The sequence below is a fragment of the Nocardia sp. BSTN01 genome (genome assembly GCF_015354405.1).
Classification (GTDB): domain Bacteria; phylum Actinomycetota; class Actinomycetes; order Mycobacteriales; family Mycobacteriaceae; genus Nocardia.
Genome location: NZ_JADKYP010000015.1, coordinates 23881 through 49737, shown reverse-complemented (window position 1 = coordinate 49737; position 25857 = coordinate 23881). Strand labels below are relative to the sequence as shown.

The window sequence follows — 25857 nt, the reverse complement described above, 5'->3', positions numbered from 1 at the left end:
TCTGCGAGCTCATCACCGCGGCGGAGTGTGGGTGCCGCTCACTCCTCGCCGGTCTGTGCCGACAGCGGTACGCCGGTGTGGAAGAACCGGATCAGCCGCCCGATCCGCACGCAGTGCGCGGCGCAGCGCTCGAAATGGTGTGCCAGCAGCGCTGTTTCGACCGCCATCGCATTGCCGTGCTGCCAGCCGTCGTCGGCGACCGCGCGCAGCAGGTGCTGCTGGAGCTGTTCGATCGCCGGATCCGGCGGAATCAGGGTGGTGTCGGGTTCCACCTGCTGGGCCGAGATCACCGCGATGGCCGCGGCGGTGAGGTCGACCAGCGCCGCGGCCATCGCCGAGAGCTGATGCGTGATGTCCTCGGGCGCCACGGGTTCCGGGAATTTCCGCACCACACCGTCGGCCACCCGGCTGAGCCCGCCCGCGATACCGGACAGATCCTCCGCGATCTGGATGGCGGTCACCACATTGCGCAGATCCCGCGCGACCGGCGCCTCCAGGGCCAGCAGGATCACCGACCGGTCCTCGCATTTGGCGTGCTCGGCCTGGATTCTCTCCTCCAGCGCGAACACCTCGTAGGCAGCGGTCAGATCGGCGTTCTCGATCGCCACCGCGGCGCGTTCGGCCGCCTCGTGTGCCAACCGAGCCATATGAGCGAGCTCGTCGGAGAGCGCCGCGAGTTCGGAGGAGAATTTCGTTCGCACTCTGGTATCTTCGCCGCCCGCCGCGCCGAACGTGCAATATCGCAGGAAAAGTCATCGAATATCCGCCTCGCGGGCCGGTGTCGTGCAGTGCCGCAGCGGGTGTCGATCATTAAGGTGTAGCGCACCGTGCCGACGGTTGTGTGAATGGAGGGTCTCGGGCTGGTGGAGTTACGAAGCGAGACATCATCCGGGCAGCGCACGGGATCGGTCGAGGTCGTGGGTCCGCTCGGTGCGGCGCAGCCGGCGAATGCGGCGGCCGACGAGGACGGATTCGACTGGCTGGGGCGTACCCGGGCCGGGCGTGTGCTGCGGTTGGAACGGCCGCAACGGATCTGGGAGACCGAGCGCACGCCGGGGCGCTCACGCCCCTATGTGGTGGCGACGTTCAACTTGAAGGGCGGGGTGGGTAAGACCACCACCACGGCCGCGCTGGCCGAAATCCTGTCCGCCGAATTCGACAAGCGGGTCCTGCTGATCGATCTGGATCCACAGGCCAATCTCACCGCGATGATGGTCGGCGAAAACCGGGCGATGGAACTGGATTCCGGTGACCGCACCCTGGCCGCGATCTTCGCCGCCGCTCTGGCCGGGCGCCCCGCCCCCGATGTGCGCGCGCTGATTCAGCACGAGGTGTCGCCGATGCTTGCCGTCACCACCGTCGATCTGCTGCCCGCCTCGCCGAAATTGATTGCGCTGCAGGATGAGATGCCCGGGCTGCGGCAGGGCGAACCCACCGCGGTGCTGGCCCGGGCGCTGTCGGGCGTGCTCGAGGACTACGACTACGTGCTCGTCGACTGCCCGCCGAATCTCGGCCCGATCACCCAGAACGGCCTGCGGCTGTCCGACGGTTACCTGATCCCCACCATCCCGGACATCATGTCCACCTACGGAATTCCGCCGGTACAGGCGCATCTGCGTCACCTCGCCGCACGCTGGGGTGATCCGCTGGAGGAGCTCGGCGTCGTGGTCACCAAGTATCGCCGTTCCTCCGCGGTCCACCGCACCACCCTGGAGATTCTGCAGGCCAATCGCACTCTGCCGCGGTTGTTTCCGACCCGCATTCCCGACTCCAATCAGATCGCCGCCGCGGCCGCGTTCACCGATTTCGGAAGTCTGCGAAGGAAATACGGGACGGGCGGGCAGTTCCTGGCATTGCGCGAACTGACGGCGGATTTTCTCGCGACGACGCGAATAACGCTCGCGTGGGGACGGTGAACACCAAAGGCGCGAACGGCCCGTCAATCATGTGTTGACGATTGCAGTAGTCGTCAACTTATGGTTGACGAATGACATCGCTCGATTTACCGTTGCCGCATGTCCTCCACCGAACCGCCCGCACCGGCGATCACGCCCGCCCAGCGCCGGGCGACCGGCGAATCCTTCGGCATCGATCCGGCCCGATACGACCGCACCCGCCCGCCGTATCCGCAAGCCATGATCGACCGCATCGTCGCGGCGAGCCCGGGGTCGAACTATCTGAACGCCGGCTGCGGAACCGGCATCGAAGCGCGGCAGTTCCGTGCCGCGGGCTGCACCGTGCTGGGTGTCGAACCCGACGCCCGGATGGCCGAGTTCGCGCGGCGTGACGGACTGCGGGTGGAGGTGGCCCGGCTGGAGGAGTGGGATCCGGCCGGGCGCGTCTTCGACGCGGTGGTGTGTGGCACCGCGTGGCATTGGATCGATCCGGTCGAGGGTGCGCGCAAGGCGGCACAAGTGTTGCGCCCGTCCGGGCGGTTGGCATTGTTCTGGCACGTTTTCGAGCTGCCGCCCGCCGTGGCCGAGGCATTCGCCGAGGTCTACCGTCGGCTGCTCCCGGACTCGCCCTTCCGGCCGCCGGTCCGTCCCGACCGGGCGGTGGACCCCTACGAGCCGATACTGGTCAACTCCGCCAACGGAATTCGCGATGCCGGCGGATTCGGTGACGTGCAGCGGTGGCGCTTCGATTGGGAGCACCGCTACACCCGTGACGAGTGGCTGGATCAGATGCCCACCCAGGGCACGCTGACGCGAGCTCCGGCCGAGGTGGTGGATCGGGTGCTCGCCGGCGTCGGCGAGGCGATCGACGCGATGGGCGGCAGCTTCACGATGCTGTACGCCACCATGGTCCTCACCACCGCTCGGCTGTGAACTGACTCACATCTCCGGTTCGGTGGAACCGCGTCGGGTCGGGAACGTCCAAACCCGTGACGGACAACATCTTTCGAGACAAGGATTCGCCCATGACACGCATGACGGCCGCACTTCTCGCCTCCGCCGCGATCGCGGGCTTCGGCCTGACGGCCGGCCAGGCGGCGGCGGCTCCGCTCGCTCCGGCTCAGCATCAGGCTCTCGACCCGTCGGCCGCCCAGAACGGCTGCCCGCCGCCGCCGACCGGCCCCGACGGTCGCCCGCTGCCGCCGCCGCGGGGTGTGGACGGCAAGCCGCTGCCCCCGCCCACCGGAGCCGACGGAAAGCCCTGCCCGCCGCCGACCGGCCCCGACGGCCGCCCCCTGCCCCCGCCGCCCGGCGCCTGACCCGGTGACGGTCGCGCCACAGCCCACCTCGGCGGTGGGCTGTGCGTGTGTTCCTACGGCTTCGGGCGGGTTCACGGTCGCCTAACCGGCGTGGCGACTGTGAACCCGCGGTATCGCCTAACGGACGATATCGTAACGGGCGCAGGCGAATTCACCGTTCTGCGCCAGTTCGGTCAGTTTCATCTCGACCCGGCGGGGCAGCAGTGGCTGTCCCGCGCCGAGGGTGATCGGGGCGATCGATACGCACACTTCGTCCAGCAATCCGTGGTCGGCGAACTGTCCCGCCAGCTCGCCGCCGCCGACGATCCAGATGCTCTTGCCCGCCGCGGCCTCCGCCATTTCCTTGTGCACCACGGTGATCGGCTGCTGCGTGTACCGCACGTCGGCCCCGTCGGTGCGCGGATCGAAGTCGCGGTGGGTGAAGACCCACGCGGGCATCGGGTACGGCCATTTCATATCGGGGTCGTTGTCGAGGATCCACCGATAGGTGTTGGCGCCCATGGCGATGGCGCCGATGTCGGCGATGAACGTGTCGTATCCCATCGGTCCGTCGTTGTCGACCTGCCGGGTCAGCAGCCAGTCCAGTCGATGGTCCGGTGTGGCGATGAATCCGTCCAGGGTGGTGGCGGTGTAGTACACGGTGCGGGGCATGGTCATCCTCTCCTGCGCAACCACATGATGGGGTCGCCGTTGTCGTGTTCTGTTGTCCGATCGGGGAATTCGCTGTCGATCCATTGGCGTACCAGCAGTCGCCGGTAGGCCGAATAGGTGAGGACGTGGGCGATCACGGAGCCGAGGACGAAACTTTCCGGCGGCTCGCACAGGGCGTCGATCAGGGTGTCGTCCCAGCCGCCGCGACGGTCGATGTCGCGGACGGTATCCAGCCACCGCGGCACCACCTCCTCGAATCGCCGTGTCAGCTCGGGGAGGTCGTCGGATCCGCGGTCGGGTTGATCGGTGCCCTCGATGGCGGCCAGCCACACCTGTTTGGTCCACAGCAGGTGAGCGAGGACGGTCGCGATCGACGCATCCGGTCCGTCCCACGCCAGCACCGCCGCCGTCGAACGCTGCCGCCGGTACCGGTGCTCGTCGAGGCCCTTCGCCAGGTCGAGGAGTTCACGTGTGTCCTCCACATCGTGGTGCAGCAGCAGCGACGTCGGATCCATATCGTGTCTGCCTTTCGGTTCGCCCTCCACCCACAGCGACATCGGCGGGTGGAAATGGATCCCGTTCACCGCGGGGAGCCAGCGGGTGCGGGAGGCGGCCGGCGTCGCGCTCGGCGGATGTCCGTAGGCGCGGCTGTAGGCCCGGCTGAACCCCTCCATCGAGTCGTATCCGGCGTCGAAGGCCACATCCGTCACCGCCGCGCCGCCACTCAACTGCCAGGCGGCGCGCTCGAGCAGCACCCGCCGCCGCATCGCGACCGGCGACTCGCCGGTGCCGCGCGAGAATTGCCGGGAGAAGTGATAGGGCGAAGCGAACGCGCCCTGCGCCATCGCGCTCAGCGTGGTGTTGTTCTCGTCGAGAACGGAATCGAGCAGTTCCCGTAATCGGTCACGTCCGGTCGTCACATCGTTCAGTGTGGTCGGCGCGGGTCATGTCGCGCTTGACCGATCTTGCGCATGTCTGCGCGCACCGGCTGTGGGGGCGCGATCACACCCGATAGTGCCGGCGGGGGCCGTATCCGGGCGGGCCGTAACCGCGGCGGTGGTGGATGAACAGGAAGAACAGCGCCGGGAAGACGAAGAACGGAATCATGTGGGTGGTGGCGACGATCACGACCGCGACCACCACGGCGGCCAGCAGCAGCGCCGGGAACACCGGGCGCGCGCGGCGGGCCTGCCGCTGCGGACGAGCCGGCGGGGCGGGTTGCGGACGCGGCAGGTCGCTGAACAGGACGATCAGGTCGGCGGCGGTCTTCGCGGCGTAGGCGCGGCTCACGCGCTCGTCGTATTCGTCGAGCTCGAGGCGCCCGGCCGCGAAATGGTCGCCGAGGGCGGCCGCGGCCTGTTCACGCTCGGCCGTGCCGACGCGGACGCTCGGCGACCCGAACACCGCGGGGTCGAAATCGGTCATGGCAACCGCCTCACCGGGGAAACGAAATCACGATGCACCCAGCGTAGGACGCTTCGGCGGATCGTGCCTGCGCCCGCGGGCGTATCCGCGACTACGCTTCCCGGCGGATCCGGCGCGGACCGCCCGCGCGGACGGTGCCGGAGACCTCCCGACGAGCAGGGGAAAATACCCGGAAGCCTTGCCGTGAAACACTATTCACCGCATCGGCGCAGGTCGCGAAAGTGTCGGATTTCGCACAGCCGCGAGCGGCGGCGGGCTGCGGTTTCGCTCGGTAGCGTGGCTGAAAGTCCGAGATACGAGCAAGCCCGAGATACAGCCGTCGCAAGGAGTTGGAAGCCTTGGAGGAGGTACTTCGACCGCTGGTGGTCTTCGCCGCGACGCTCGCGGTCACCATTTCGATCGGCGCGATGGTCGACCGCTTGTTGAGTCACGCCGCGCAGAAGCATCCCGCTAACCGACTGCCCGGTCTACTGCGTCGCATCCACCTGCCGCTACAGGTGTTCCTGGCGACGATAGCCCTGCATTTCACCTATCCGCTGGCAGAGATCAACATGCGCCACGACGCGGTCGTGCTCAACATCCTCGCCGCGGTGGCGATCCTGTCCGCCGCCTGGGTGGTGATGCGCGCCGTCGACGCGGTCGCCGAGAACACGCTGGAGAAATACGCTCACCGCACCAACGACATCGCCAAGGTGCGGCGGCTGCATACGCAGCTGATGCTGGTCCGGCGCATCATCACCACGGTGCTGGCGATCACCACCGCGGCGGTCGCGATCCTGCTGTTGTTCCCGAACCTGCGCACCCTCGGTACCTCACTGCTGGCCTCGGCCGGCATCATCGGCGTGATCGCCGGTGTCGCCGCGCAGTCGACGCTGGGCAATCTGGTGGCCGGCCTGCAGATCGCGTTCGGTGATTCGGTGAAGATCGGCGACACCGTGGTGGTCGAGGGGGAGTGGGGGACGGTCGAGGAGATCACACTGTCGTTCCTCACCGTCCGCATCTGGGACGACCGCCGCCTCACCATGCCGGTCTCGTATTTCAATTCCAAACCGTACGAGAACTGGTCCAAGGGCGGCCCGCAGATCACCGGCACGGTCTTCCTCTACCTGGACACCAGCACGCCGGTGGCCGAACTACGTGAACATCTGCGTGACTATCTGCGCACCCGCGACGATTGGGACGGCCGCAGCTGGAATCTGCTGGTCACCGACAGCACCCCGTTCGGCATCCAGGTCCGCGCCTCCATGTCGGCCCGCAATGCCGACGACGTGTGGACGCTGCGCTGCGCGGTGCGCGAGGAATTGCTGGCCTGGTTGCGCAACGAGCACCCGAACGCCCTGCCGAAGATCCCGACCAGCGTCGTCGAACGCGAACATGCGATGGCCGAGTAGCCGCCTATAGAGTCGTGGAGTGCGCGAATTCCGCTTCGGAGTCAACTTCCTCGATCCCGGGTCCGCCGACGAGTGGGCCGCGAAATGCCGGCGAGCCGAATCGCTCGGCTACGACGTGCTGTTGGTTCCCGACCACCTGGAACTCCCGGCGCCCTTCCCGTCGGTGCTCGCCGCCGCGCAGGCCGTCGAACGCCCGCGGGTGGGCACCTTCGTCCTGAATGCCGCGTTCTGGAATCCGGTTCTGCTGGCTCGTGATGTGGTCAGCACCGCCCAGCTCACCGGTGGCCGGCTCGAACTCGGTCTCGGAACCGGTTATGTGCGAGACGAATTCGAGGAAGCCGGTATCGATTTCGGCACCCCACGGTCCCGGGTCGACCACCTCGAGAAGACGCTGACCGAACTCCGGCGGCTGCTGCCCGAACCGCATCCCACCATTCTGCTGGGCGGCAGCGGTAACCGCATGCTGCGGCTGGCCGCCCGCCACGCCGACATCATCGCGTTCACCGGTGGCGAATCCGTCCCCGGCGCCACCGACGGCTCGATGCGCCTGTCCAGTGCCGAGACGGTCGACGAACGTGTCGCCGCGGCACGGCGTTTCGTCACCGAGTACGACCGCGATCCGGAATTCAACATCCTGGTCCAGCAGGTCGTCCAAACCACCGACCGCAAGGCCGCCGCCACCGAGATCGCCGCGCAGATGGGTCATCTGAGCGTGGCCGACGTGCTGGACGCGCCGACCCTGCTGATCGGCACGGTCGCCGAGATGGCCGATCAGGTGCGCGAACGCCGGGAACGGTACGGATTTTCCTATGTCACCGTATTGGAGCCCGCGATGGAGGGGTTCGCGAAGGTGATGCGGGAAGTGCGGGGCTAGTGCACGACCGACAGATGCGGGCCGACCTGCGCCTCGCCGAGGACCTCCGCGAGAAGCCATGAGGACCACCGCAGTTCGTCGGTGAGCTCGGCGCGCCCGAGCCCCGCGCCGCGCGCCCGCGCCACGGCCTCCGCGAGCAATCCTGGGGCCTCGCCGGGATATTCGGCGACCGGCTCACGGTCGTGATCCACAATTCGGGTCGGTTCGAAAATGTGCATGCGTGGCCCTCGGTCCTGGCCGATCCGCCTGATCACCTCGGTCGGCACACCCCACTGCCGGGCCAGCGCCGCCGGGCTGGGGAAGTGAATCGGCGACGGAAACAGCTGGTCCATGTCGTCGGCGGGAACCAGCAGTTCGGCGGCGAACCGGTCGGCCTCCTCTGCCTGCGTCCGGTCTCCCGGCAGCGGGCAGGGGTGCAGCAGCAGATGACCGAGTGCGCGCGCACAGGCGAACCGGTAGCCGTAGACGCATTGCGCGTGCCGGGCGGCCACGACGATCAGTGAGCGCCCCCAGGTGTGCGCGGCGTAGGTGCCGACCCGAGCCATGGCCGCACTCGTCGCCGGCGCGAAAGCCACCACGATGCCGCGCGACTCGAGTGTCGCGCCGAGATGGGCCAGCGGACCCGGTGCGATGCCCCAGTGGTCGCGGAGCAGGCGCGCGGCGTCGGCGGGCGCTGTTCCTTCTTCGAGGGCGGGAAGGTCGAGGGCCGGGAACCGCATTCGGCAGGCCAGCGTGTACGCCAATTCCCAGAGGTACTCCGCGAACGCCACCGCCTTCGCCCGATCGGATGCGGTGGCCGAACCGGGATCGTCGAAATGCAGGTCGGCGGCGTCGATCCGGCACATCGGGCGTCCGGTGGCGAAGTAGTCGACGGGGACTCTCAACACCCTGGCCAGGTCGGCCGGAACGTCCGGATCGGGCTGTACGGCGCCGATCTCGTACTGTTCGACGACCGCGGCGGACAGACCTGCCGCGTCCGCCAGCTCGCCGACGGACAGTTCGGCCCAGCGTCGCGCCTGCGTCAGTCGTATCGGTTCGAACGCCGATGCGACGAACCCGAACGGCTCGTCGGCCCGTTCGGTGAGGAGTTTCAGCCCGCGTCGGTCCTGCCGACCGTCACTGTCCACCCGAATTGTTTACCGCATCGACGGTCACTGCGGGTGATCCGACCCGAGAAAAGTTCGGTTTCCGGCGAAGCGGACAAACTGGTGCGCGGCGAATTCTTCGGCCATTCAGGGCATTCCGCCCGGTATCACCGGCAGCAGTTCAGGGCGTTTCGCCAACCGGCCGTCACCGGTCGACACGCCGCGCAGCCGCCGCCACATCCACGGGCGCAATGTCGCTGCCACCCAGGCGAGTTCGCCGGCCGCGCCGGCCGCGCGGAAACGCTCGGAGCCGTCCGGCGGCTGCGCCCAGCCGTGATCGGCGCCGTCGAGGCCCAGTGCCTCCGCGGCGGCCAGCGCGAAGCGTTCGTGCCCCAGTTCGGACCCGTGCAGCCGGTCCGCGCTCCACATGCGCAGATCGACCATCGACGCGGCGCCGAACAGATCGACCAGGCGCAGGTCGTAGCGGCTCGCGCACAAGCGAATTCGATCGTTGATCAGGTCGACGCGCGGTCCGATGTAGCGGGCGGCCAGCGGCACGATGCGGCGCACGTCGGGAAAGGTCGTCGTCACCACCGTTGCGCCGCAAGCGGTCAGCTTCGCGTACAGCTCCTCCATGAGGTCCAGTGCCGCGGCGAAATCGGTGCCGGGCGCCGTGACGTCGTTCATGCCCGCGCAGATGCCGACCAGATCGGGGTCCATCGCCAGGGCGGCATCGAGTTGTTCGTCCCGCACTTCCGCGAGGCGGCGGCCACGCACCGCCAGATTGGCGTAGCGGATCTCCGGATTGTCCTGAACCAGGCGCTCGGCCAGCCGATCGGCCCACCCGCGCAGGCCGGTGCCGTCGTCGCCGTCCCACAGCCCCTCGGTCTGACTGTCGCCCAGCGCGACGAAGCGTTCGTAGCGGTTCGGCGATGCCGCCGGGCCGTCCGAACGCGGCGAGGACAACGTCGTCATGGCAGACCTCCGGAACGTGAAGAGGGGTGCGGGTGCGGCGACGGCCCGCGAGCAGTCGCCACCGGCCGACCAGGTTACATCGGCGCTGTTCGGCGGAATCGGGGCTTCAGGACCGCGGTGATCCACGCCACCGGAACGCTGCCGCTCCGGCTTGTGATCCGCTAGCCCGCCACCCGAAGAGCCCTGCGATCCGGTTTCGCGTTCCGGCGGCGGGCAGTCTGGCCGCACACCGCGACTCGCCCGATCCCGATGGCCGGAACGCGGGCACCGCCTCACTCGGGTGTGCGCTATTACTCGACCCGAGTGGGCCGGACCACCGCTGAATCGGCCCGGCCGCCTGTCCATCGGAAGGATTTCGCCGTGACCGAACTGGCCGAACTGCACCGACGCCTCGCCCGGATCGAGGACGAACGCGCGATCGAGCGGATGATCGCCTCGTACGGCCCGCTGGTCGACGCGGGCAATGTCGCCGCTGCCGATCTGTGGTCCGCCGAGGGCACCTACGACGTCGAGGACTGGCAGATGCGCGGCCGTGCCGATGTGGCCGCGATGGTCGGCTCCGACGCCCATCAGGGGCTGATCAAACGTGGCTGCCTGCATTTCCACGGTCCGGCGGTGGTCACCGTCGACGGCGACGAGGCGGTCGCGGTCTGCGAGTCCGTCCTCGTCGTCGCGCACAACGGCCGCAATGTGGTGGCCCGCACCGGCGCCAACCACTTCACCCTGCGCCGGATCGACGGCCGCTGGCAGATCACCGCCCGCACCGCCCGCACGGTCGACGGCGATCCCGCGGCCCGCGAACTGCTGACCGCCGGAATCGAGGGCGTTGCGCGATGAGCGGACAACTCTCCGGCAAGGTCGCGGTGGTGACCGGTGCCGCCGCCGGGATCGGCGCGGGAATCGCCCGCCGGTTCGCCGACGAAGGCGCGCGCGTGGTGATCACCGACCTCGACGAGACATCGGGCCACGCGGCCGCCGAGGAGATCGGCGGCCGATTCGTCGCTGCCGACATCCGCCATCGCGACGACGTCGAAAACGTCGTACGGACAGCGGTTTCCGAATACGGATCCATCGACGTCCTGGTCAACAATGCCTGGGGCGGAGGAACGATCGGCCGCGTCGAGAACAAGTCCGACGAACAACTCGCGCACGGCATCGCCCTCGGCTACTACGGTCCGTTCTGGGCCATGCGCGCCGCCTTCCCGCATATGCGGAGCCGCGGGTGGGGGCGCGTCGTGAACATGTGCAGCCTCAACGGCGTCAACGCTCACGTGGGGTCGCTCGAATACAACGCCGCCAAGGAGGCATTGCGCGCCCTGACCCGCACCGCCGCCCGCGAATGGGCGCCCACCGGCGTCACGGTGAACGCGGTCTGCCCGGCCGCCAAGAGTCGCAGCTTCCTGCGCGTACTGGGCGAACACCCCGAGATGGAAGCGATGGCGGATGCGGCGAACCCCATGGGCCGCATCGGAGATCCGTACGACGACATCGCGCCCGTGGTCGTATTCCTCGCCTCCGACGACTCGCGATACCTGACCGGGAACACCCTGTTCGTCGACGGCGGCAGCCACATCAACGGGGTCGCGTGGGCGCCGGATCTCGATGCCGCCGAACAGGATCGGCCGATGTAGACCTTCTCCGTCCGTATCCTCTGCACTCCATCGCGCGATGTAATACCTTGATAGACACAGGTTTTGGTAGCCAGGGGTGTGGCGGCTCCAGCACGGACCCGCCCGGCTACGCCGGTAAGGGGGCCCATGATGGCCGATATCGAGTTCGAGCGGCGTCGTCGAAGAGTGGCGCAACAGCTCGGCGAACTGACCGTACTCACGCCGGCCTGGCGCCGGTTCCTGTCGGTGCCGCTGATGCGCAACGGCTGGCATGTGCTCGTGGAACGCGAGAACAGCCGTTCGGATCGCTTCGACGCCTACGCCGTCGGCCCGGGCGGCGTCTTCGCCCTGGTTCTCACCGAGGTGGTGCCGTCCGCCGCGGAACTACGCCGGATCCGCTGGCGTGCGGAGGAGACGTTCGCGAATCTCACCGCGGGCCGCACCCGGTACGTGCCGCATATGATCGAGGTGTTGCTGCTGATGGACGAGGCGGCCGACACGCCGGTCGAGGCGCGTTACATCGCGGTCGACCCGACCACCATCGCCGCGCGGCTGTTCTCCGAAGCGAGCCTGTCCAGCCGCAGCGCCCGGCAGATCGCGATGACGGTGGCCGAACGCAACACCTGGTTCGCCCTGCTGTCCGCCGACAGCAGCGCGGTGCCCGAAACCCTGCCCGCCGAAGGACTTTTCGAGACGACGACGCTGCGTGCGGACGAACGAGCGCGGGCGTTGAAGCGACCTTTCAGCGAATGGATGACGTTTCTCGATCCGGCCCAACTCGACCTCGTCTACCGAAACTACAACGGCCCCGCCCGATTCAGCGGTCCGGCGGGAACCGGGAAGACCGTCGTCGCCCTGCACCGCATGGCACGGCTGTCCAAAGAAGGCGCCGGGCCGCAGCTCTTCACCAGTTTCGTGCGGACGCTGCCGACTTATCACGAATCGGGTTTCCGGCGCCTCGCACCGCATGCGGGTGAGCGGGTGGAATTCGCCGGACTCCACTCGTGGACCACCCAATTTCTGCGCAGCCGCGATATCGGCTGCCGCCTGGGCAGCGGCGACAACGCCTTCTACCACGCCTGGCGCAATGCCCGCCGCCACCTCGAACCCCTCGAACCGAACCCGAGCTACTGGAAGGACGAACTGCATCGGGTCATCAAGGGGCAAGGTATCGATCGCGACCTCTATCTGAAGATCGACCGGGTCGGCCGAAACCGCCTGCGGCTGGACAAAACTCACCGCGAGCTGGTCTGGGATCACCTGTACCTGCCGTATCAGGCGGCGCTGCAGGACCTCGCGACGGTGGACTTCAACGACGTGATCGATCTGGCGATCGACGAACTGCGCGCGGCGCCGCTGGACGCACCCTACGACCTGGTGGTGGTCGACGAGGTCCAGGACTTCACCCTGATGGAGCTCAAACTCGTCCACCAGATCGCCGGTGGTACCTCCACCTCGCCGCTGTTGCTGGTCGGCGACGGCCAGCAGCAGGTCTATCCCGGTGGCTGGCGCCTGTCCGATGCCGGCATCCCGATCGTCGGCCGCGGCGCTGTACTGCGCACCAACTACCGCAATCGCGCGGCCGTGCACGACTACGCCAAGCGGGTCGACGCCACGAATACGGTCGACGACCTCGACGGCGCTCCGGGATTCGTCCTGCGCGACAGCGAGGTCGTCTTGCCGGGCGGCACCGCCCGCTCGGAAACCTTCTCGCGGTCGCGAGCCGAGGAGAAGGTGATCGCGGCCCTGATCGACTCCGGATATCCGCACTCCGACGTCGCCGTGATCACCGATACCAACCGCCAGGCAGAAAGAATCCGAGCGGCATTGCGCCGCAAGCGGATTCCCGCGGTGTCGCTCGAACATTACGACGGCACCCAGCACGATGCGGTGAAGGTGGGAACCGTGCATCGCGCCAAGGGGATGGACTTCGCCGCGGTGTTCCACCTCACCGACGCGCCGATCGCGCCCGTCGACCGATCGCGTGGCAGCGAGCGCGACCGGGCGGAGCTGGCGGCACGGCAGACCATGGTGGCGCTGACCCGCGCCCGCGACCACATCTGGATCGGGCTGATGCGGGATTGAGGCCCACGAGTCGGTCTTTCTCAGCTGAATCGGTTACCTTCGGCATCCATGACCGACGCATCACCGGGTCCGGCCGGGCCGCACGCCCTGCCGGAATCGACGCCCACCGCACCGGCCCGAGATCGCCGGCCACGACGCCTGGGCAAGGTCCGCCAGCTGGTCGTCTCGGTGATGCTGGCGGTGATGACCGCCATGGTGCCGCTGGCCTTCGCGCCCGCCATGCCCGCCTCGGCGGCGGTGGCGAAGCCGGGTGTGGAGAATGCGCCGGCCCGCGCGGCGGTCACCGATCTGGTCGGCGACCACCCGTGGTCGGTGGCCGTACCCGCTGATTTCGCCGCCGAGGCGGGCTATCGACCGGTGGTCGAGAACGGGATTCTGGTCGATCCCGACGGGGACTGCTCGTCGCCGATTCAGCTTCCCGCCGAGTTCACCGAGGCCTGCAAGGCACACGACCTGGGCTACGACATGCTGCGTTACGCCGAACAGCGGCAGCAACCGCTACAGCCGTGGGCACGCCAAGCCATCGACGCCACCCTGCAGCGTCGCATGCACGCCGCCTGCGATACCCGCACCGACACCGCCGCCCGCGCCCGCTGCGATGTCCTGGCGACGGTCGCCACCACGGGCGTCGACCTGAATTCCCGGCGGCAGAACTACGCCACCCCGGACCCGGAGTTCCTGTTCGGCACGCAACTGTCCGGCGAACGACTCAGCGACCAGCTGCTCCATTTCGGCGCTCCGGCCGCGGTGGGAGCGGTCTCGGCGGCGATCGTCGGCATCGTGGCGTGGCGGCGGCTGCGACCGGCCCGGCTCGCGGCCCCGAACGTCGTCGCGGAAGCCGGTGCCGCCGGGTGACCGCCATGACAGTGCAGAGCACGACCTCACGGGCCGACGCGACGACGCAGCCGCGCCGGCATCGGTCCCTCCACGTGCGACCGCGCGTCGATACCGTCGTCGCCGTCACCCTCGCCGTCGTGATATCGCTGCTTCCGGCCGTCCTGCCGCGCACCTCGGTATCCCAGGCCATCGTGACCGGTGTGCCGGTGGCACTCGCCATCGGAGTGGCCGGTGTGGTGCGTATGACACTGGGCCACTGGCGTATCGATATCGATGAACGCTTCGGCCGCCACCGCGTCCCGATCCTGCTGCTCTGCGGATTCGTGGTGACGGCGGTCGTCGTGCGCGCCGCGGCATGGCAGAACGGGCTGCACGCGGCCATGGGGGAGGCCCCGGTCGGCGCGGCGTACTGGCTGCGCTGCGCACTGGGTGCGGCGGCGATCGTGGTGTTCCTGGTCGGTACCGGGCGTGGAATGCGCTGGGGGGCACGCCTGTTCACGCGCGCCGTCCTCCGCGTCGGGACAGCCGAGAACATCGCGCTGCGAGAACGCGACAGTCCGAGGCGACGAGCCGCCGTCAGCTGAACCGCAGCACCTCCCGGTGCCGGGTCAGTAGGTCGATCAGTAGCCGGGCGGGTGCGGCGTCGCCCTCGACCCTGACCCGCTCACCGATCGCCACCGGATCGACGGGGCCGTACGCGAGGCCGGCCAGAGTCCGCAGGTCGGTCACGACAACCGTGTCGGCGTGGTCCACTTCTCCCGGGGTTACCCGGATGGCGCCGTCCTCGATGGACAGCGCGGCGGCGGAATCGTCGAGCCGGAACTGGACCGTCACGCGCACACCCACGGTATCGGCAGGATCGATGAGCGCGGCCAGGAAAACCAAGCTCCACTCCGCCCGGTAGTTCTCGTCGGGGCGTCGCGGTTCGTCCAGCCGGTGTCGCATCCCCCACAGGGCGAGCGGGACCAGGGCGGCGGCGAGTTCGCGGCCCGTGGGCGTCAGTGTGTAGACCTGCGATGCTGCGGGTGGCGGCAGGTGCTCCCGGGTGATCAGGCCGTCCTCGTGCAATTGCTTGATGCGGTTGGCGAGGAGGCTGGTGCCGATGCCGTCGAGGGCGTCGGCGAGGTCGGAGTAGCGCTTCGGCCCAGACATCAGTTCGCGCACGACGAGCAGCGTCCAGCGCTCGCCGACGAGGTCGAGGCTGCGAGAGAGCCCGCAGTACTGGTTGTAGGACCGTCGTGTCACGGCTCGGACCTTTCGGTAAAAAATCATAGAGTGCTTACTTCTAAATCTTATGTTACCGTGATCTCACGGGAACGACGACAGGAGGGGCATCGTGACGACGTCAATGACGGACCCGGAAATTCTTGCGCTGCAATCGTTGTCGTCCGGCATCGGAGTGGATGTCGAACATCGGTTCGCCCGGATCGACGGCCTGCGCATGCACTACGCGACAGCGGGCACCGGTGATCCGCTGATCCTCCTGCACGGCTGGCCGCAGCACTGGTGGGAATGGCGTCACCTCATCGGCCCGCTGTCTGCGCATTACCGCGTGATCTGCCCGGACATTCGCGGGCTCGGTTGGTCACAGGGGCCTCGTGGTGGATACACCTTCGAGCGGCTGGCACGCGATGTGGTCGAGTTGATGGACCATCTCGGGGTGCGCCGGGCGCGGATCGTCGGGCGGGATTGGGGACTCGTGGCCGGGTATCGCGCCTGTTTGAACTGGCCGGACCGGTTCGAGCGGTTCGTAGCCCTCGCCGGTGTTCATCCGTGGACGGCCGACGGCATCAGCCTTCCGGTGCTCCTGCGCCCGTGGCATGTGTATCTGCTTGCGGCGCAGGGCAACTCGCGTCGACTGCAAGATCGACTCAGTCGCCGCAGTTTGGATGCCTGGCGCTACCACGGCCGCTACAGTTCCGGCGAGATAGCGGTGTACCAGGAGCGGATGCACACTCCCGACGCATATGCCGCGACGGCCGATTTCAATCGGAATGTGGTGTTGCACGAGGTCCCACATTTTCTGCGGCACTATCGCATGCTTCGGCTGCGGGTTCCGACTCTTCATCTCAACGGTGCTCGCGACCCGCTCTCGGAGGGCGTCCCCGACCGCTACCACGACTACGCCGATGCGATGGAGCTGGAGATGATCCCGGACTGCGGTCATTTCGTGCCGGAAGAACAGCCGGAGTGGCTGACCACGCGACTGCTGACGTTCTTCGGTTAGGCGAACGGCCGGCCGAGCAACCCCGTCGCGATCAGGTCGGCGAGTTCGCGCGCGCTCCGCATCTGTGTCTCCCGGGTGACCGGCGCAGCCCGCCCGAGCCGGTGTGCGAGGGGCAGTTGCACCAGCCCGGCCACCGGACTGATGACCGCGAAGAAGAGCACATCCATCGGCACGGCCGGCATGCGGCCCGCCGCTGCGAGCCGTTCGACAGCCGGGACGAGCGGGCCCAGCGTCGGCGCCACGTAGTTCTCGTACAGATAATCCAGCCGTTCGGACTCGCGGCCGAATTCGTCGGCCAGCAGGCGGCCGAACAGTGGCGTCTCGACGGCGGCTTCGTAGAAGTGGACGATCATCGCTCGAACTCGCTCGGCGTCGTCCATCTCGGCGTCGAGGATCTGCTGCCGTTCGCGCTGATCGTCCGCCAGTGCCGAGTCCACGACCGCGCGCCAGAAGTTGGCCTTGGATCCGTAGCGGTCGTTGATGAAGTTGTGGCTGACGCCGAGCCGTCTCGCGAGCTCGCGCGCCGAGGTCCGGTCGTAGCCGAGTTCGGCGAAGGCTTCCATTCCTCGTCGCAGGATTTCGCTCTCGGCCGGCACCGGGCGCGCGCCTGCCCCGGGACGCCCCGGCCCCCGGGCCGCCTCGGTCGTCGACTCTGCTATCGCCATGGGTTCATTGTCCTGAGGGCTGCGTCCGGGCCGGATGCGGGGACGGTGTACTTGACAGCCGTCAGAATACGCTTAATCTGACAGGTGTCAGAAGCTCTCCGAAATGTCGTCGGAAGAAGGACAATGGCTGCCACCACACCTGATATCCCGGTTCCCGACCTCACGGGCAAACTCGCGGTGGTCACCGGCGGCAGTGACGGTGTCGGGCTGGGCCTGGCCACTCGACTCGCGGTCGCGGGCGCCGAGGTGATCCTGCCGGTCCGCAATCCGCGCAAGGGAGAGGCCGCGATGGCGACGATCCGCCGGCAGTGCCCCGATGCCGAGATCTCCCTGCGTGATCTGGATCTGTCCTCCCTGGCGTCCGTCGCCGGTCTCGCGGACCGGCTCCTCGCCGAGGCCCGCCCGATTCACATCCTGATGAACAACGCCGGGGTCATGACACCCCCCGACCGGCAGACCACCGAGGACGGTTTCGAGCTGCAGTTCGGCACCAACCACCTCGGCCATGTCGCCCTGGTCGCCCGCCTGCTTCCGCTGCTGCGCGCGGGCAAGGCCCGGGTGACCTCGCAGATCAGCATCGCCGCCGACCAGCACGCCATCAACTGGGAGGACCTGCAATGGGAGCGCAGCTACAACGGCAACCGGGCCTACAGCCAGTCGAAGATCGCCGTCGGCCTGTTCGGGCTCGAGCTGGAACGGCGCAGTCGGGCCGGCGGCTGGGGTATCACGAGCAACCTGTCCCACCCCGGGGTGACGCCGACGAATCTTCTCGCCGCGCGCCCGGAGGTGGGTCGCGACCGCGACACCCTGCTCGTCCGGGTCATCCGTGCGCTGGCCGAGCGCGGCATCCTGTTCGGCAAGGTGGAATCGGCCCTGCTGCCCGCGCTGTACGCCGCGACGTCGCCCGATGCCGAAGGCGGCCGTCTCTACGGCCCGAGCGGGTTTCGCCACCTGTCCGGCCCGCCGGCCGAGCAGGAGCTGTATTCGCGCCTGCGCGGCCAGGACGACGCGCGCCGGATCTGGGCGGCCTCCGAGGAGTTGGTCGGTCTTCGGTTCCCGGTTGTGGACAGCCCGGCACCGGCATGACCGCGCCGCGCCGATCTACAGCGCCGCCGCGACTTTCCACGCCGAGTGGATCGCACCCTCGATGTAGTCGACCGATCCGGCGTCACCCACGACGTGTACCTCGGGAACCAGCCCCGCCAGCACATCGGCCAGTGGCGCTTGCGCGGAGACACCCGAGGCGACCACAACCAGGTCCGCCGCCGCGGTCGACGTCCGGTCCCCGACGCGAAATTCCACGTGCCGCTCGGTGATTCGCTGTACGGTCGCGTGCCGGTGAATGGTGACGCCCGCCTCGCCCGCATGCCGAACGGCGGTCCACCGCCGAGGCATCGCCATCGGCACACCCAGCTGCTGACCTTCCTCGAGTACCGTCACGGTGCGTCCGCGTTCGGCCAGGAACTCCGAAAGTTCCAGTCCGACAAGCGAACCTCCGATCACGACCACATTCTTGCCCATCGGCAGGAATCTGCGCGTCACCGATCGGATCGCGGCGGGGCTCTTCGTGATGCCGGAAACCTTGCCCAGCTTCGCGACGGTGCGCAGCAACGGCGGCACCCGGGATACGTCTCCGACACCGGTCATCAAGGCGCGCAACGTGTCACCGGTATGCACGTGCGGCAGATCGCTGCCGGGTACCGCCGGGCGATCCCGCACCGCGCCGGTAGCCACGACGACCACGTCGGGCTTCAGCGCCTGGATCAACGGCACGGTCGCCTCGGTCTTCAACCGGATGTCGATATCGAGTTGCTCGACCTGGCCCTTCAGCCAGTTCAGCAGGCGCTCGTTGTCGGGCGTGGTCAGGCTGGAGAACCAGAGAGTGCCTCCGAGGCGTTCCGCCTTGTCCAGCACCGTCACTCGGTGTCCGCGCTCGGCGGCGAGACGGGCGATTTCGAGTCCGCCGGGACCGGCCCCGACCACGACGATCCGTTTCGATGTCGTGCTGCGAACCAACGGAAGGACGTTCTCGTCACCGAGGGCCGGGTTCACCGCACACAATGGGGTGTCGTCCCAGAAGTTCTCCTGAACGCACACATAGCAATTGATGCAGGGCCGAATGTTCTGCGGTGTACCGGCGCGGAGTTTGTTCACCAATTCCGGATCGGCGAGCAATTGCCGCCCCATCGCCGCGAAATCCGCCTTCCCCTCGGCGATCACCTGCTCGCCGATCTCCGGCAATACCCGGCCGACAGCGATCACGGGAATTGAGACGGCCTTCTTCACCTCGCCCGCCAATTCCGTATAGGCGCCCACGCGGTCGGGGAGTGGCCCGTCGGTGAAGTTGGAGAACGGGTTTCGGCCCCAGCCGGTGACATGAATGGCATCCGCGCCGGCCGCCTCGAACAGCGCCGAAGCCTGCTTCGCCTCCTCGGTGGTCAGCGCACCGTCCTCTCCGAATTCACGCCCCGCGATCCGCACCAGAATCGCCAGCGCATCGCCGACCTCCGCCTTCACCGCGCGAATCACCTCGACCGCCAACCGCGCCCGATTCACCAGCGAGCCACCGTAGTCGTCGGTCCGCTTGTTGTCCGCCCGGCTCAGAAAGCCGCCGAGGATGTATCCGTGCGCGCAATGAATTTCGACGGCGTCGCCACCGGCTGCCTGCACCCGCCCCGCAGCCTCCGCGAAACACCGCACCACCCAATCGATATCGTCCTGCGTGGCTTCGCGATAGGTGGCCTGCTTACCACCCGTGACAGCCGCCAGTTTCTGCAGTTCTTCCGGGGTGTTGTCGGCCAGCGCCGACATATCCGACGAGCCGCGCGGCGCCGACGGAACCAGCAGTGGCCGCCCTTGCACGGTATCGATCCGGGCGATCTTCCCGTGGTGCGTCATCTGCACACACAATGTGCTGCCCGCGGCGTGCACCGCGTCCGCGAGCGCGCGCAGACCGGGAATGAACCGATCCTCGGACAGCCCGGGTTCCTTGGTGCTCGCACACCCCACCGGATAGGCGACAGCACAGCATCCGGTGATGATCAGCCCCGTCCCACCGGCTGCGCGGGCGACGAAATGATCGATATCGCCCTGCTCGATCTCCCCGTCCTCGCAGAGGTTCATATCCATCGCGGGTAGAACGACGCGGTTGGGGACGGACATCGGCCCGATCGTCCCGGGGGCGAGCAGGTGGGGAAAGGTCTGGTTGCGCGGCACGCGTCGACGCTAGAACTCCCGGCAGCGGGCCAGGGCGAACCTCCCGATCACCGAGACATCGACCGTGCGCCGCCGGCGATGACCCGGAAACGCACTACCCGATGTGCAGCAGCGCAGCGGCATTCTCCGCGAGGACTTCCGGTGTGCGATCGGTGTGGAGAACAACCCCGCGTTCGGCGCCGTCCAGTGGCTCGAGCGTCCGCAGTTGCGAATCGACCAGGGAGGCGGGCATGTAGTGGCCGCTGCGGCCGGTCACGCGCTCGATCAATTCCTCGCGTTCCGCGGTCAAATGCACGAAGAACACTTCGGGCGCGGCCGTCCGCAAGATATCGCGATAACTCCGCTTCAGCGCCGAGCAGGCGATCACACCGCCGCTCTTCTCGACCATCCGATCGTGCAACCAGCGCCCCACCGCCGCCAGCCACGGTGCGCGATCCTCATCCGTCAGCGCGATACCCGCGGACATCTTCGCGATATTGGCAGGGGAGTGCAGATCGTCCGCATCCGCGAACGGACTACCGAGCCGGTCGGCAAGCAGACGGCCGACCGTCGATTTCCCGGTGCCGGAGACCCCCATCACGACCACACAGAGCGGAGGAAAACGGTCGGTCACCCCTGGCACGGTAACCGACTCGGTTACCGCCGCCGATCATGGGCGGATGTTCGTCGAATCCTCCAGCAGATCGGAATGCGTCGGCTCCCGAACCTCGCCGGGCGCGTGCGGCCGGAGCTGATGCCGGAACGGTCAGCGAGGAGGTAGCCGATCACCGGTCTCACTCGTATCTGCGGCGCCGGGCTGCCATCCCGGTGGCCCGAACACATATCCGGCCCATTCGCGAATACGTCTGGTGGAACGCAGGTCTCGCCACAGCGCGCCGAATTCGTAGTACTGGAGCGTGAGGACGTTCGAGCTCTCGATGTTCTTCGTGAGCCCGTAGGTGGGGCGGAAGGTTTCGGCGCGAAATGTGCCGAACATGCGATCCCACAGGATCAGGATGCCGCCGTAGTTGCGATCCAGATACTCCCGATCGCTGGCATGGTGCACGCGGTGATGGGACGGCGTGTTGAAGACGAATTCGAACCATCGGGGCAGCTTCCCGATGGTCTCGGTGTGCACCCAGAACTGGTAGATCAGGTTGAACGACCAGGCCGTGAAGATCATCCACGGCGGCACGCCCAACAGCGGTAGCGGTACCCAGGCCAGGAGTTCGAACCACGGATTCCATTTCTGGCGCAGTGCCGTCGCGTAGTTGAAGTACCGGCTGTTGTGGTGCACCTGATGTGCCGCCCACACCACCCGGACGCGATGCGCGAGGCGGTGATAGGCGTACCAGAGCAGATCGACCGCGAGCATGACCGCGAGCCACGACAGCGGATTGCGCGGATCGACCTGCCACGGCGCGTGCACGTACAGCACGGCGTAGCCGACGAGTGCGGCGAATTTCGCGGCACCGCTGACGAACAGGGAGACGAAACCCATGGTCAGGCTGGTTCGCGCATCGGTCACGTCGTAGCCGGCGCGATCCTCGGCATGACCGCGCAGCGCGGCGATCTCCAGAACCATCGCGAGCACGAAGAACGGCACCGCGTAGGTCACCGGCTGGTTGATCTGTTCCCACAGGGTCATCGCAGGCACTCTCCGGAACGACTATATGACCCTACGGTCACTTCAATGGAAGTGACCGTAGGGTAAGTTCGGGCGCATGTCAACGGCCGCCGGACTCGGAACCAAGGGCATGCCCGCGCGGGACCGCCGCGAGGAGATCCTCATCGCCGCCATGCGGGAGTTCGCCGAACGCGGGTTCGCCGCCGTATCGATGGTGTCGATCGCCGGGCGCGCGGGCATCTCGAAGGCGCTGGTCTATCAGCACTTCACCTCGAAGGAACAGCTCTACGCGGAGTGCCTGACCGCCTTGGCGGACCCGCTCCTGGAACGCCTCGATGACGAAATGAATCCCGCCACAGCACCTTTCGCGATGCCGGGTAACGCACTGCGCGGCCTCTTCGACACCCTCGGCCCCGACCGCACCGCCTGGCGGATCATCCACGACCCGACCGCCCCGGCGACCGGCGCGGTGGCCGATCTGGTGCACGGCTACCGCAACCGGATCGCCGCACACGCCGACTCGGGCGTGCGCCGATTCCTCGACGCCCTGGGCGACACCGACGAACGCGATATCGAAGCGCTCGCCGGCATCTGGACCGCCGCGGTCGACGCGGTCATGGCCTGGGCGCGTGCCCATCCCGAAGAATCCGCCGACGACCTGACCACCCGATTTACCCGCCTGATCGACATCGTCTTCTCCATCGGCGCGACACGCTGAATCACACGGCTTCGGCCGGCGCGGCGGTGGAGCCTGCTCGGTAGCCCGGGACAGCTGATCGGGCATGCTGGAACGAACCCGTGAACACAACCCGCCGAACACGCGCACCCTGGTCGCGCGGCGGGACCGAAAGGGAGAGTCGGATGACGGCAATGGGTCCCGACCCGTCGAGCGCATTCCCGTCCGTTCCCTCGGCCGCGATTCCGCCGCGATATCGCATGCGCGACCTCTGGATCATCCGCCACGGTGAAAGCCGAGCCAATGCCGCATTCAGCGCCGGTGCCGACGAGGTTTTCCCGGGTAGCGACGCCGACGTCGAGTTGACGCCTACTGGATACGAGCAAGCCGCTCGGCTCGGACGGTGGCTGGCGGGTCTGGCCCCGAACCGGGCACCGCAGCTGGTGGTGTGCTCACCGTATCTGCGTGCCCGGCAGACCTGGGCGACGATGGCCCGCACTGCCAACGGCCTCAGCGAGGGATCCGGCGCCGTTCCCGTCGTGGTCGACGAACGCTGCCGCGACCGCGAGATGGGTGTCTTCGAATTGTTTCCGCCGCAAGCCATTCGGCGCCACGCGCCGCAGGAGTACGAGCGCCGCACCCGGCTCGGCGAGTGGTTCTATCGGCCGCCGGGCGGAGAGTCGGTGGCCGATGTCGCGCTACGCATGCGTGATCTGCTCACCGGGCTCGACCGAACCACCGCGGAGCGGATTCTGATCGTCGCCCACGACGCGGTCGTCGTCACCGCCGCCCATGTCCTGGCCGGTGTCGGAGCGACGCCCCTCGACGCTCCGCCGCCTGTGCCCAATGCCTCGATTACGCAGTGGCACAACGACGGAACCCATCTGCGGACGGCCGCATGGGGCCTCCCGCCGCCTGTGCGAGATGACGCGATGCCGGAGTCCGATGCGTGATCGCCCCGGCCGTCACTGGGGCCGGCCGTGTCCGGCGAACAGACCGGCACGCGCGCTCGTCAGCGCCAGTCTCGCGGCAGCGTCCGCGGTCTCGTCGTCCACCCGCTCTCCGGTGATCAATACGCGGAAATAGATCGGCGCCACAAGCGTTTTGATCATCTCCGCCGGATCGGTGCCCTCGGGCAGCTCCCCGCGAGCGACCGCCCGCGTCACGACCGGCAGCGTGTGCCGGATCCGATCGCGGAAGACGTGTTCCTGGTGACGCGATTCGGGAATGTGCCGATCAACCAGCAGATCAAACGATGGGCGGTGGGCACCCCGCCCGCGGATTACGCCGACATCCTGCGCCGTTGGGAATTGTTCCATTTCACCCGAACCGGTTGCGCCGTAATGGCATTCATTCTGGTGATCGTCGCGGTCGTCGGATTCACCTCGACCGACGACAATATCGGGCGGATGCGGGAAAATCCGCACCGATCGCCCTCCATCCAACGGGCGGGGGAACGATGATTCGCACTCCGTCGACGCCGATCGCCGGGCAAGCCGTCGGCATTCTTGCCGACGGCGCCGTCAAAATACTGCTCGCCGCCGTCTACGTCGCCGGTGCGGAACCGCTGAGTCATCGGCTCGGTGTCGCCACCTGGCTGCTGATCGCCTGCGCCGCGGCCCTGCTCATCGCGGGCGGCAGTGAACTCGCCTACCTGCGCAGCCGCTCGATGAGCACGTATATGCGGCTCATGATCGGCTACGACAGCGGCTGGTCGATCGTGACCGTCGTCGCGCTGCTGCTGGCATGGCAGGGCAACCGGACGGCCGGCGAGCTCTGGATCGGTTATCAGACGATCGCGCCGCTCGCCTTCGCCGCGCTGCTGATCGCGGCCGGCGGCCGTGACTGCGCGCCGGAATGAACCGGCGGGGCCGACCGTCGTCGTGGTGATCGGCACCCTCGGCTACTCCCCTCGGGATACCGACGGGTAACTCCGTTCCGCCTGTCGACATGTGGCATCGAAGAATTGAAGCAATAGGTATTTTATTGTCTTGCAATGCTTTCGAGTGCTGTAGGGTACTGTGCTTCTGGCGCTGCGATCGGTGCGGGCGCCGGTTCGCTCGGATAATCGTTGTCTTACAGTGGAATCGAGATACGTGCGTGAATCACAAGCTCTGGTTGCTCGGTCGTTCTGTCACCGTCGGGACCCGGATGCTGGGTGAGAAGATTCGCGGGCCGAGATCGCGCTCCCTGACCGACGTACCGATCTCCGGAGATCACGTCACCCCCGAATGGCTGACCGCCGTGCTGTGCCGCGATGTTCCCGAGGCCGAGGTGACGAGCTTCGAGACCTCCGACGGCAGTAGCGGCACCTCGACGAGGGTCGCGATCCGGGTCGAATACAACGAGGCGGGAACCAGGGCGCAGCTGCCGACCCGGTTGTTCGCCAAGACCACCACCAGTTTCAGTCAGCGAATCCTGCTGGGCGGCGGAAAGATGATCGACGGGGAAACCCGGTTCTTCCGCGACTTCCGGCCGGCTGTCGACATCGAGGCACCGATCGGATACTGGGGGGCGTCCGATCCGGCGTCCTGGCGGTCGATCGCCCTGATGGAGGACATCGCCGCGACCCGCGGCGCCGTGTTCAGCGAGCCCACCGCGTCGATCACCCGCGAACAAGCCGAGGATCTGGTCCGCAATCTCGCCCGGCTGCACGGCACCTTCTGGGAATCCGAGGCGATCGACGCCCTCAACACCCCCGCGTACATGCTCGACGTGTACCTGTCCGCGATCGATATGAAGAAGCGGTGCGAGGTGGGCCTTCGCCGCGCGGAGGACGTCGTCCCGCCATCCCTGCACGGCAGCAGCGAACGGCTGTGGGCCGGTGTGGAGCGGGCGGTGGCCATCGCGACCGAGGAGGTTCCGCCGACGCTGCTGCACGGCGATCCCCACATCGGGCAGACCTACGTCACCAGCGCCGGCCGCATGGGTTTCGTGGACTGGCAGGTCGTCATGCGAGGTGGATGGGCACACGATTTCGCCTACACCGTCAACTCCGGATGCGAGCCGGAAGACCGCCGAGTGTGGGACAGGGACCTGCTCGCGGCGTACCTGGACGAACTGGGGGAGGCCGGCGGTAAGCCGCCCGCCTTCGACGACGCCTGGTTGCTCTACCGCCAGCAGTCGATGTTCGCCTACGCCGCATGGGCTTTCACCATCGGACGCGCGAGTTACCAACCCAAGATGCAGTCGAACGAAACCTGCCTGACCCTGTTACGACGCATCACCACGGCCATCGACGACAACGATTCCCTGGGCGCCCTCGGCGTCTGATGTAACGCTTTACCACGAATGATCATCGTGCTGCCGATGGTCGCCCC

At 67.6% G+C, this 25857-nt stretch carries 29 protein-coding genes; 17 read left to right on the top strand and 12 right to left on the bottom strand.

Annotated features, from left to right (window positions below):
- Positions 1-38: 38 nt before the first annotated feature.
- The gene (locus IRT45_RS15055; RefSeq protein ID WP_194806486.1) at positions 39-701 is read right to left on the bottom strand and encodes a phosphate uptake regulator PhoU; all 663 of its coding nucleotides are present in this window, start codon (positions 699-701) and stop codon (positions 39-41) included.
- A 144-nt stretch (positions 702-845) separates the two neighbouring features.
- Here IRT45_RS15055 and IRT45_RS15050 point away from each other — a divergent pair, with 144 nt between their 5' ends.
- The 3 genes from IRT45_RS15050 (at position 846) to IRT45_RS15040 (ending at position 3214) form a co-directional block, all read left to right on the top strand.
- A complete protein-coding gene (locus IRT45_RS15050) occupies positions 846-1916 on the top strand; it encodes a ParA family protein (protein ID WP_194806485.1) in 1071 nt (356 codons plus the stop codon).
- A gap of 99 nt (positions 1917-2015) precedes the next feature.
- Positions 2016-2828 carry a bifunctional 2-polyprenyl-6-hydroxyphenol methylase/3-demethylubiquinol 3-O-methyltransferase UbiG gene (locus IRT45_RS15045; protein ID WP_194806484.1) on the top strand — a complete coding sequence of 271 codons (813 nt, stop codon included), beginning with the start codon at positions 2016-2018 and terminating at the stop codon, positions 2826-2828.
- A 92-nt stretch (positions 2829-2920) separates the two neighbouring features.
- Positions 2921-3214 (top strand): hypothetical protein, encoded by a 294-nt coding sequence (locus IRT45_RS15040; RefSeq protein ID WP_194806483.1) that lies wholly within the window; start codon positions 2921-2923, stop codon positions 3212-3214.
- A gap of 117 nt (positions 3215-3331) precedes the next feature.
- Here IRT45_RS15040 and IRT45_RS15035 read toward each other — a convergent pair whose 3' ends face one another.
- From IRT45_RS15035 to IRT45_RS15025, 3 genes are all read right to left on the bottom strand, one after another.
- Positions 3332-3865: a dihydrofolate reductase family protein gene (locus tag IRT45_RS15035; protein ID WP_194806482.1), complete on the bottom strand. Its 534-nt coding sequence runs from the start codon at positions 3863-3865 to the stop codon at positions 3332-3334.
- A gap of 2 nt (positions 3866-3867) precedes the next feature.
- Positions 3868-4785, bottom strand: a complete 918-nt coding sequence (locus tag IRT45_RS15030) for a helix-turn-helix domain-containing protein (RefSeq protein WP_309240972.1) — start codon at positions 4783-4785, stop codon at positions 3868-3870.
- Between the two features lie 82 nt (positions 4786-4867).
- On the bottom strand, positions 4868-5290 hold the full coding sequence (locus IRT45_RS15025; RefSeq protein ID WP_228534370.1) for a DUF1707 domain-containing protein: 423 nt from the start codon (positions 5288-5290) through the stop codon (positions 4868-4870).
- 338 nt (positions 5291-5628) lie between these two features.
- On the opposite strand from IRT45_RS15025, the gene IRT45_RS15020 reads away from it, so the two are divergent.
- Both IRT45_RS15020 and IRT45_RS15015 read left to right on the top strand, forming a co-directional pair.
- Positions 5629-6681, top strand: a complete 1053-nt coding sequence (locus IRT45_RS15020) for a mechanosensitive ion channel family protein (protein ID WP_194806481.1) — start codon at positions 5629-5631, stop codon at positions 6679-6681.
- A 19-nt stretch (positions 6682-6700) separates the two neighbouring features.
- A complete protein-coding gene (locus IRT45_RS15015) occupies positions 6701-7555 on the top strand; it encodes a TIGR03621 family F420-dependent LLM class oxidoreductase (protein ID WP_194806480.1) in 855 nt (284 codons plus the stop codon).
- On the opposite strand, the gene IRT45_RS15010 is transcribed toward IRT45_RS15015, so the two are convergent.
- Entirely contained in the window at positions 7552-8682 is a 1131-nt protein-coding gene (locus IRT45_RS15010; protein ID WP_194806479.1) for an ImmA/IrrE family metallo-endopeptidase, read from the bottom strand. The genes IRT45_RS15015 and IRT45_RS15010 overlap by 4 nt on opposite strands.
- Positions 8683-8787: 105 nt before the next feature.
- Positions 8788-9615, bottom strand: coding sequence for an SGNH/GDSL hydrolase family protein (locus tag IRT45_RS15005; RefSeq protein ID WP_194806478.1), 828 nt, complete (start codon positions 9613-9615; stop codon positions 8788-8790).
- Between the two features lie 360 nt (positions 9616-9975).
- Between IRT45_RS15005 and IRT45_RS15000 the strand changes: the two genes are divergently transcribed.
- From IRT45_RS15000 to IRT45_RS14980, 5 genes are all read left to right on the top strand, one after another.
- On the top strand, positions 9976-10452 hold the full coding sequence (locus tag IRT45_RS15000; RefSeq protein ID WP_309240971.1) for a nuclear transport factor 2 family protein: 477 nt from the start codon (positions 9976-9978) through the stop codon (positions 10450-10452).
- On the top strand, positions 10449-11246 hold the full coding sequence (locus tag IRT45_RS14995) for an SDR family NAD(P)-dependent oxidoreductase (protein WP_194806476.1): 798 nt from the start codon (positions 10449-10451) through the stop codon (positions 11244-11246). The genes IRT45_RS15000 and IRT45_RS14995 overlap by 4 nt, the downstream gene beginning before the upstream one ends.
- A 129-nt stretch (positions 11247-11375) precedes the next feature.
- Entirely contained in the window at positions 11376-13310 is a 1935-nt protein-coding gene (locus tag IRT45_RS14990; protein ID WP_194806475.1) for a UvrD-helicase domain-containing protein, read from the top strand.
- Positions 13311-13358: 48 nt separating this feature from the next.
- Positions 13359-14165: a hypothetical protein gene (locus IRT45_RS14985; RefSeq protein WP_194806474.1), complete on the top strand. Its 807-nt coding sequence runs from the start codon at positions 13359-13361 to the stop codon at positions 14163-14165.
- A gap of 5 nt (positions 14166-14170) precedes the next feature.
- Entirely contained in the window at positions 14171-14731 is a 561-nt protein-coding gene (locus tag IRT45_RS14980) for an alpha/beta-hydrolase N-terminal domain-containing protein (RefSeq protein WP_194806473.1), read from the top strand.
- Here the strand turns inward: IRT45_RS14980 and IRT45_RS14975 are convergent.
- On the bottom strand, positions 14724-15392 hold the full coding sequence (locus tag IRT45_RS14975; protein ID WP_309240970.1) for a winged helix-turn-helix transcriptional regulator: 669 nt from the start codon (positions 15390-15392) through the stop codon (positions 14724-14726). The two genes, IRT45_RS14980 and IRT45_RS14975, sit on opposite strands and share 8 nt — an antisense overlap.
- Positions 15393-15483: 91 nt before the next feature.
- On the opposite strand from IRT45_RS14975, the gene IRT45_RS14970 reads away from it, so the two are divergent.
- Positions 15484-16374: an alpha/beta fold hydrolase gene (locus IRT45_RS14970; RefSeq protein WP_194806471.1), complete on the top strand. Its 891-nt coding sequence runs from the start codon at positions 15484-15486 to the stop codon at positions 16372-16374.
- Here IRT45_RS14970 and IRT45_RS14965 read toward each other — a convergent pair.
- The gene (locus IRT45_RS14965) at positions 16371-17039 is read right to left on the bottom strand and encodes a TetR/AcrR family transcriptional regulator (protein ID WP_194806470.1); all 669 of its coding nucleotides are present in this window, start codon (positions 17037-17039) and stop codon (positions 16371-16373) included. The genes IRT45_RS14970 and IRT45_RS14965 overlap by 4 nt on opposite strands.
- Positions 17040-17162: 123 nt before the next feature.
- On the opposite strand from IRT45_RS14965, the gene IRT45_RS14960 reads away from it, so the two are divergent.
- Positions 17163-18125: an SDR family oxidoreductase gene (locus IRT45_RS14960; RefSeq protein ID WP_194806469.1), complete on the top strand. Its 963-nt coding sequence runs from the start codon at positions 17163-17165 to the stop codon at positions 18123-18125.
- Positions 18126-18140: 15 nt separating this feature from the next.
- Here IRT45_RS14960 and IRT45_RS14955 read toward each other — a convergent pair whose 3' ends face one another.
- From IRT45_RS14955 to IRT45_RS14945, 3 genes are all read right to left on the bottom strand, one after another.
- Positions 18141-20255, bottom strand: coding sequence for an FAD-dependent oxidoreductase (locus tag IRT45_RS14955; RefSeq protein WP_194806468.1), 2115 nt, complete (start codon positions 20253-20255; stop codon positions 18141-18143).
- A 94-nt stretch (positions 20256-20349) separates the two neighbouring features.
- Entirely contained in the window at positions 20350-20832 is a 483-nt protein-coding gene (locus IRT45_RS14950) for a gluconokinase (protein WP_194806554.1), read from the bottom strand.
- Positions 20833-21000: 168 nt separating this feature from the next.
- The gene (locus IRT45_RS14945) at positions 21001-21882 is read right to left on the bottom strand and encodes a sterol desaturase family protein (RefSeq protein ID WP_194806467.1); all 882 of its coding nucleotides are present in this window, start codon (positions 21880-21882) and stop codon (positions 21001-21003) included.
- A 76-nt stretch (positions 21883-21958) separates the two neighbouring features.
- Between IRT45_RS14945 and IRT45_RS14940 the strand changes: the two genes are divergently transcribed.
- Positions 21959-22579, top strand: a complete 621-nt coding sequence (locus IRT45_RS14940; RefSeq protein ID WP_194806466.1) for a TetR/AcrR family transcriptional regulator — start codon at positions 21959-21961, stop codon at positions 22577-22579.
- 143 nt (positions 22580-22722) lie between these two features.
- Positions 22723-23490 carry a histidine phosphatase family protein gene (locus IRT45_RS14935; protein WP_228534369.1) on the top strand — a complete coding sequence of 256 codons (768 nt, stop codon included), beginning with the start codon at positions 22723-22725 and terminating at the stop codon, positions 23488-23490.
- 12 nt (positions 23491-23502) lie between these two features.
- Here the strand turns inward: IRT45_RS14935 and IRT45_RS36855 are convergent, their stop codons facing one another.
- The gene (locus IRT45_RS36855; protein WP_228534368.1) at positions 23503-23856 is read right to left on the bottom strand and encodes a TetR-like C-terminal domain-containing protein; all 354 of its coding nucleotides are present in this window, start codon (positions 23854-23856) and stop codon (positions 23503-23505) included.
- Between IRT45_RS36855 and IRT45_RS38020 the strand changes: the two genes are divergently transcribed.
- The 3 genes from IRT45_RS38020 (at position 23740) to IRT45_RS14920 (ending at position 25810) form a co-directional block, all read left to right on the top strand.
- Positions 23740-24000 carry an anthrone oxygenase family protein gene (locus IRT45_RS38020; protein ID WP_375540101.1) on the top strand — a complete coding sequence of 87 codons (261 nt, stop codon included), beginning with the start codon at positions 23740-23742 and terminating at the stop codon, positions 23998-24000. The two genes, IRT45_RS36855 and IRT45_RS38020, sit on opposite strands and share 117 nt — an antisense overlap.
- Positions 23997-24398 (top strand): hypothetical protein, encoded by a 402-nt coding sequence (locus IRT45_RS14925; RefSeq protein WP_194806465.1) that lies wholly within the window; start codon positions 23997-23999, stop codon positions 24396-24398. Before IRT45_RS38020 ends, IRT45_RS14925 begins: the two co-directional genes overlap by 4 nt.
- A gap of 239 nt (positions 24399-24637) precedes the next feature.
- Positions 24638-25810, top strand: coding sequence for an aminoglycoside phosphotransferase family protein (locus IRT45_RS14920; protein ID WP_194806464.1), 1173 nt, complete (start codon positions 24638-24640; stop codon positions 25808-25810).
- Positions 25811-25857: the final 47 nt, after the last annotated feature.

Excerpts from the sequence above, each read along its gene's own strand:
- IRT45_RS14985 (WP_194806474.1), top strand. The coding sequence starts at position 13,359 with ATGACCGACGCATCACCGGGTCCGGCCGGGCCGCACGCCCTGCCGGAA.
- IRT45_RS14945 (WP_194806467.1), bottom strand. The coding sequence starts at position 21,882 with ATGACCCTGTGGGAACAGATCAACCAGCCGGTGACCTACGCGGTGCCG.
- IRT45_RS15035 (WP_194806482.1), bottom strand. The coding sequence starts at position 3,865 with ATGCCCCGCACCGTGTACTACACCGCCACCACCCTGGACGGATTCATC.
- IRT45_RS14980 (WP_194806473.1), top strand. The coding sequence starts at position 14,171 with ATGACAGTGCAGAGCACGACCTCACGGGCCGACGCGACGACGCAGCCG.
- IRT45_RS14995 (WP_194806476.1), top strand. The coding sequence starts at position 10,449 with ATGAGCGGACAACTCTCCGGCAAGGTCGCGGTGGTGACCGGTGCCGCC.
- IRT45_RS14960 (WP_194806469.1), top strand. The coding sequence starts at position 17,163 with ATGGCTGCCACCACACCTGATATCCCGGTTCCCGACCTCACGGGCAAA.
- IRT45_RS14990 (WP_194806475.1), top strand. The coding sequence starts at position 11,376 with ATGGCCGATATCGAGTTCGAGCGGCGTCGTCGAAGAGTGGCGCAACAG.
- IRT45_RS15050 (WP_194806485.1), top strand. The coding sequence starts at position 846 with ATGGAGGGTCTCGGGCTGGTGGAGTTACGAAGCGAGACATCATCCGGG.
- IRT45_RS15040 (WP_194806483.1), top strand. The coding sequence starts at position 2,921 with ATGACACGCATGACGGCCGCACTTCTCGCCTCCGCCGCGATCGCGGGC.
- IRT45_RS14965 (WP_194806470.1), bottom strand. The coding sequence starts at position 17,039 with ATGGCGATAGCAGAGTCGACGACCGAGGCGGCCCGGGGGCCGGGGCGT.
- IRT45_RS14940 (WP_194806466.1), top strand. The coding sequence starts at position 21,959 with ATGTCAACGGCCGCCGGACTCGGAACCAAGGGCATGCCCGCGCGGGAC.
- IRT45_RS36855 (WP_228534368.1), bottom strand. The coding sequence starts at position 23,856 with ATGGAACAATTCCCAACGGCGCAGGATGTCGGCGTAATCCGCGGGCGG.
- IRT45_RS14950 (WP_194806554.1), bottom strand. The coding sequence starts at position 20,832 with ATGGGGGTCTCCGGCACCGGGAAATCGACGGTCGGCCGTCTGCTTGCC.
- IRT45_RS14935 (WP_228534369.1), top strand. The coding sequence starts at position 22,723 with ATGACGGCAATGGGTCCCGACCCGTCGAGCGCATTCCCGTCCGTTCCC.
- IRT45_RS15025 (WP_228534370.1), bottom strand. The coding sequence starts at position 5,290 with ATGACCGATTTCGACCCCGCGGTGTTCGGGTCGCCGAGCGTCCGCGTC.
- IRT45_RS14925 (WP_194806465.1), top strand. The coding sequence starts at position 23,997 with ATGATTCGCACTCCGTCGACGCCGATCGCCGGGCAAGCCGTCGGCATT.
- IRT45_RS15005 (WP_194806478.1), bottom strand. The coding sequence starts at position 9,615 with ATGACGACGTTGTCCTCGCCGCGTTCGGACGGCCCGGCGGCATCGCCG.
- IRT45_RS15045 (WP_194806484.1), top strand. The coding sequence starts at position 2,016 with ATGTCCTCCACCGAACCGCCCGCACCGGCGATCACGCCCGCCCAGCGC.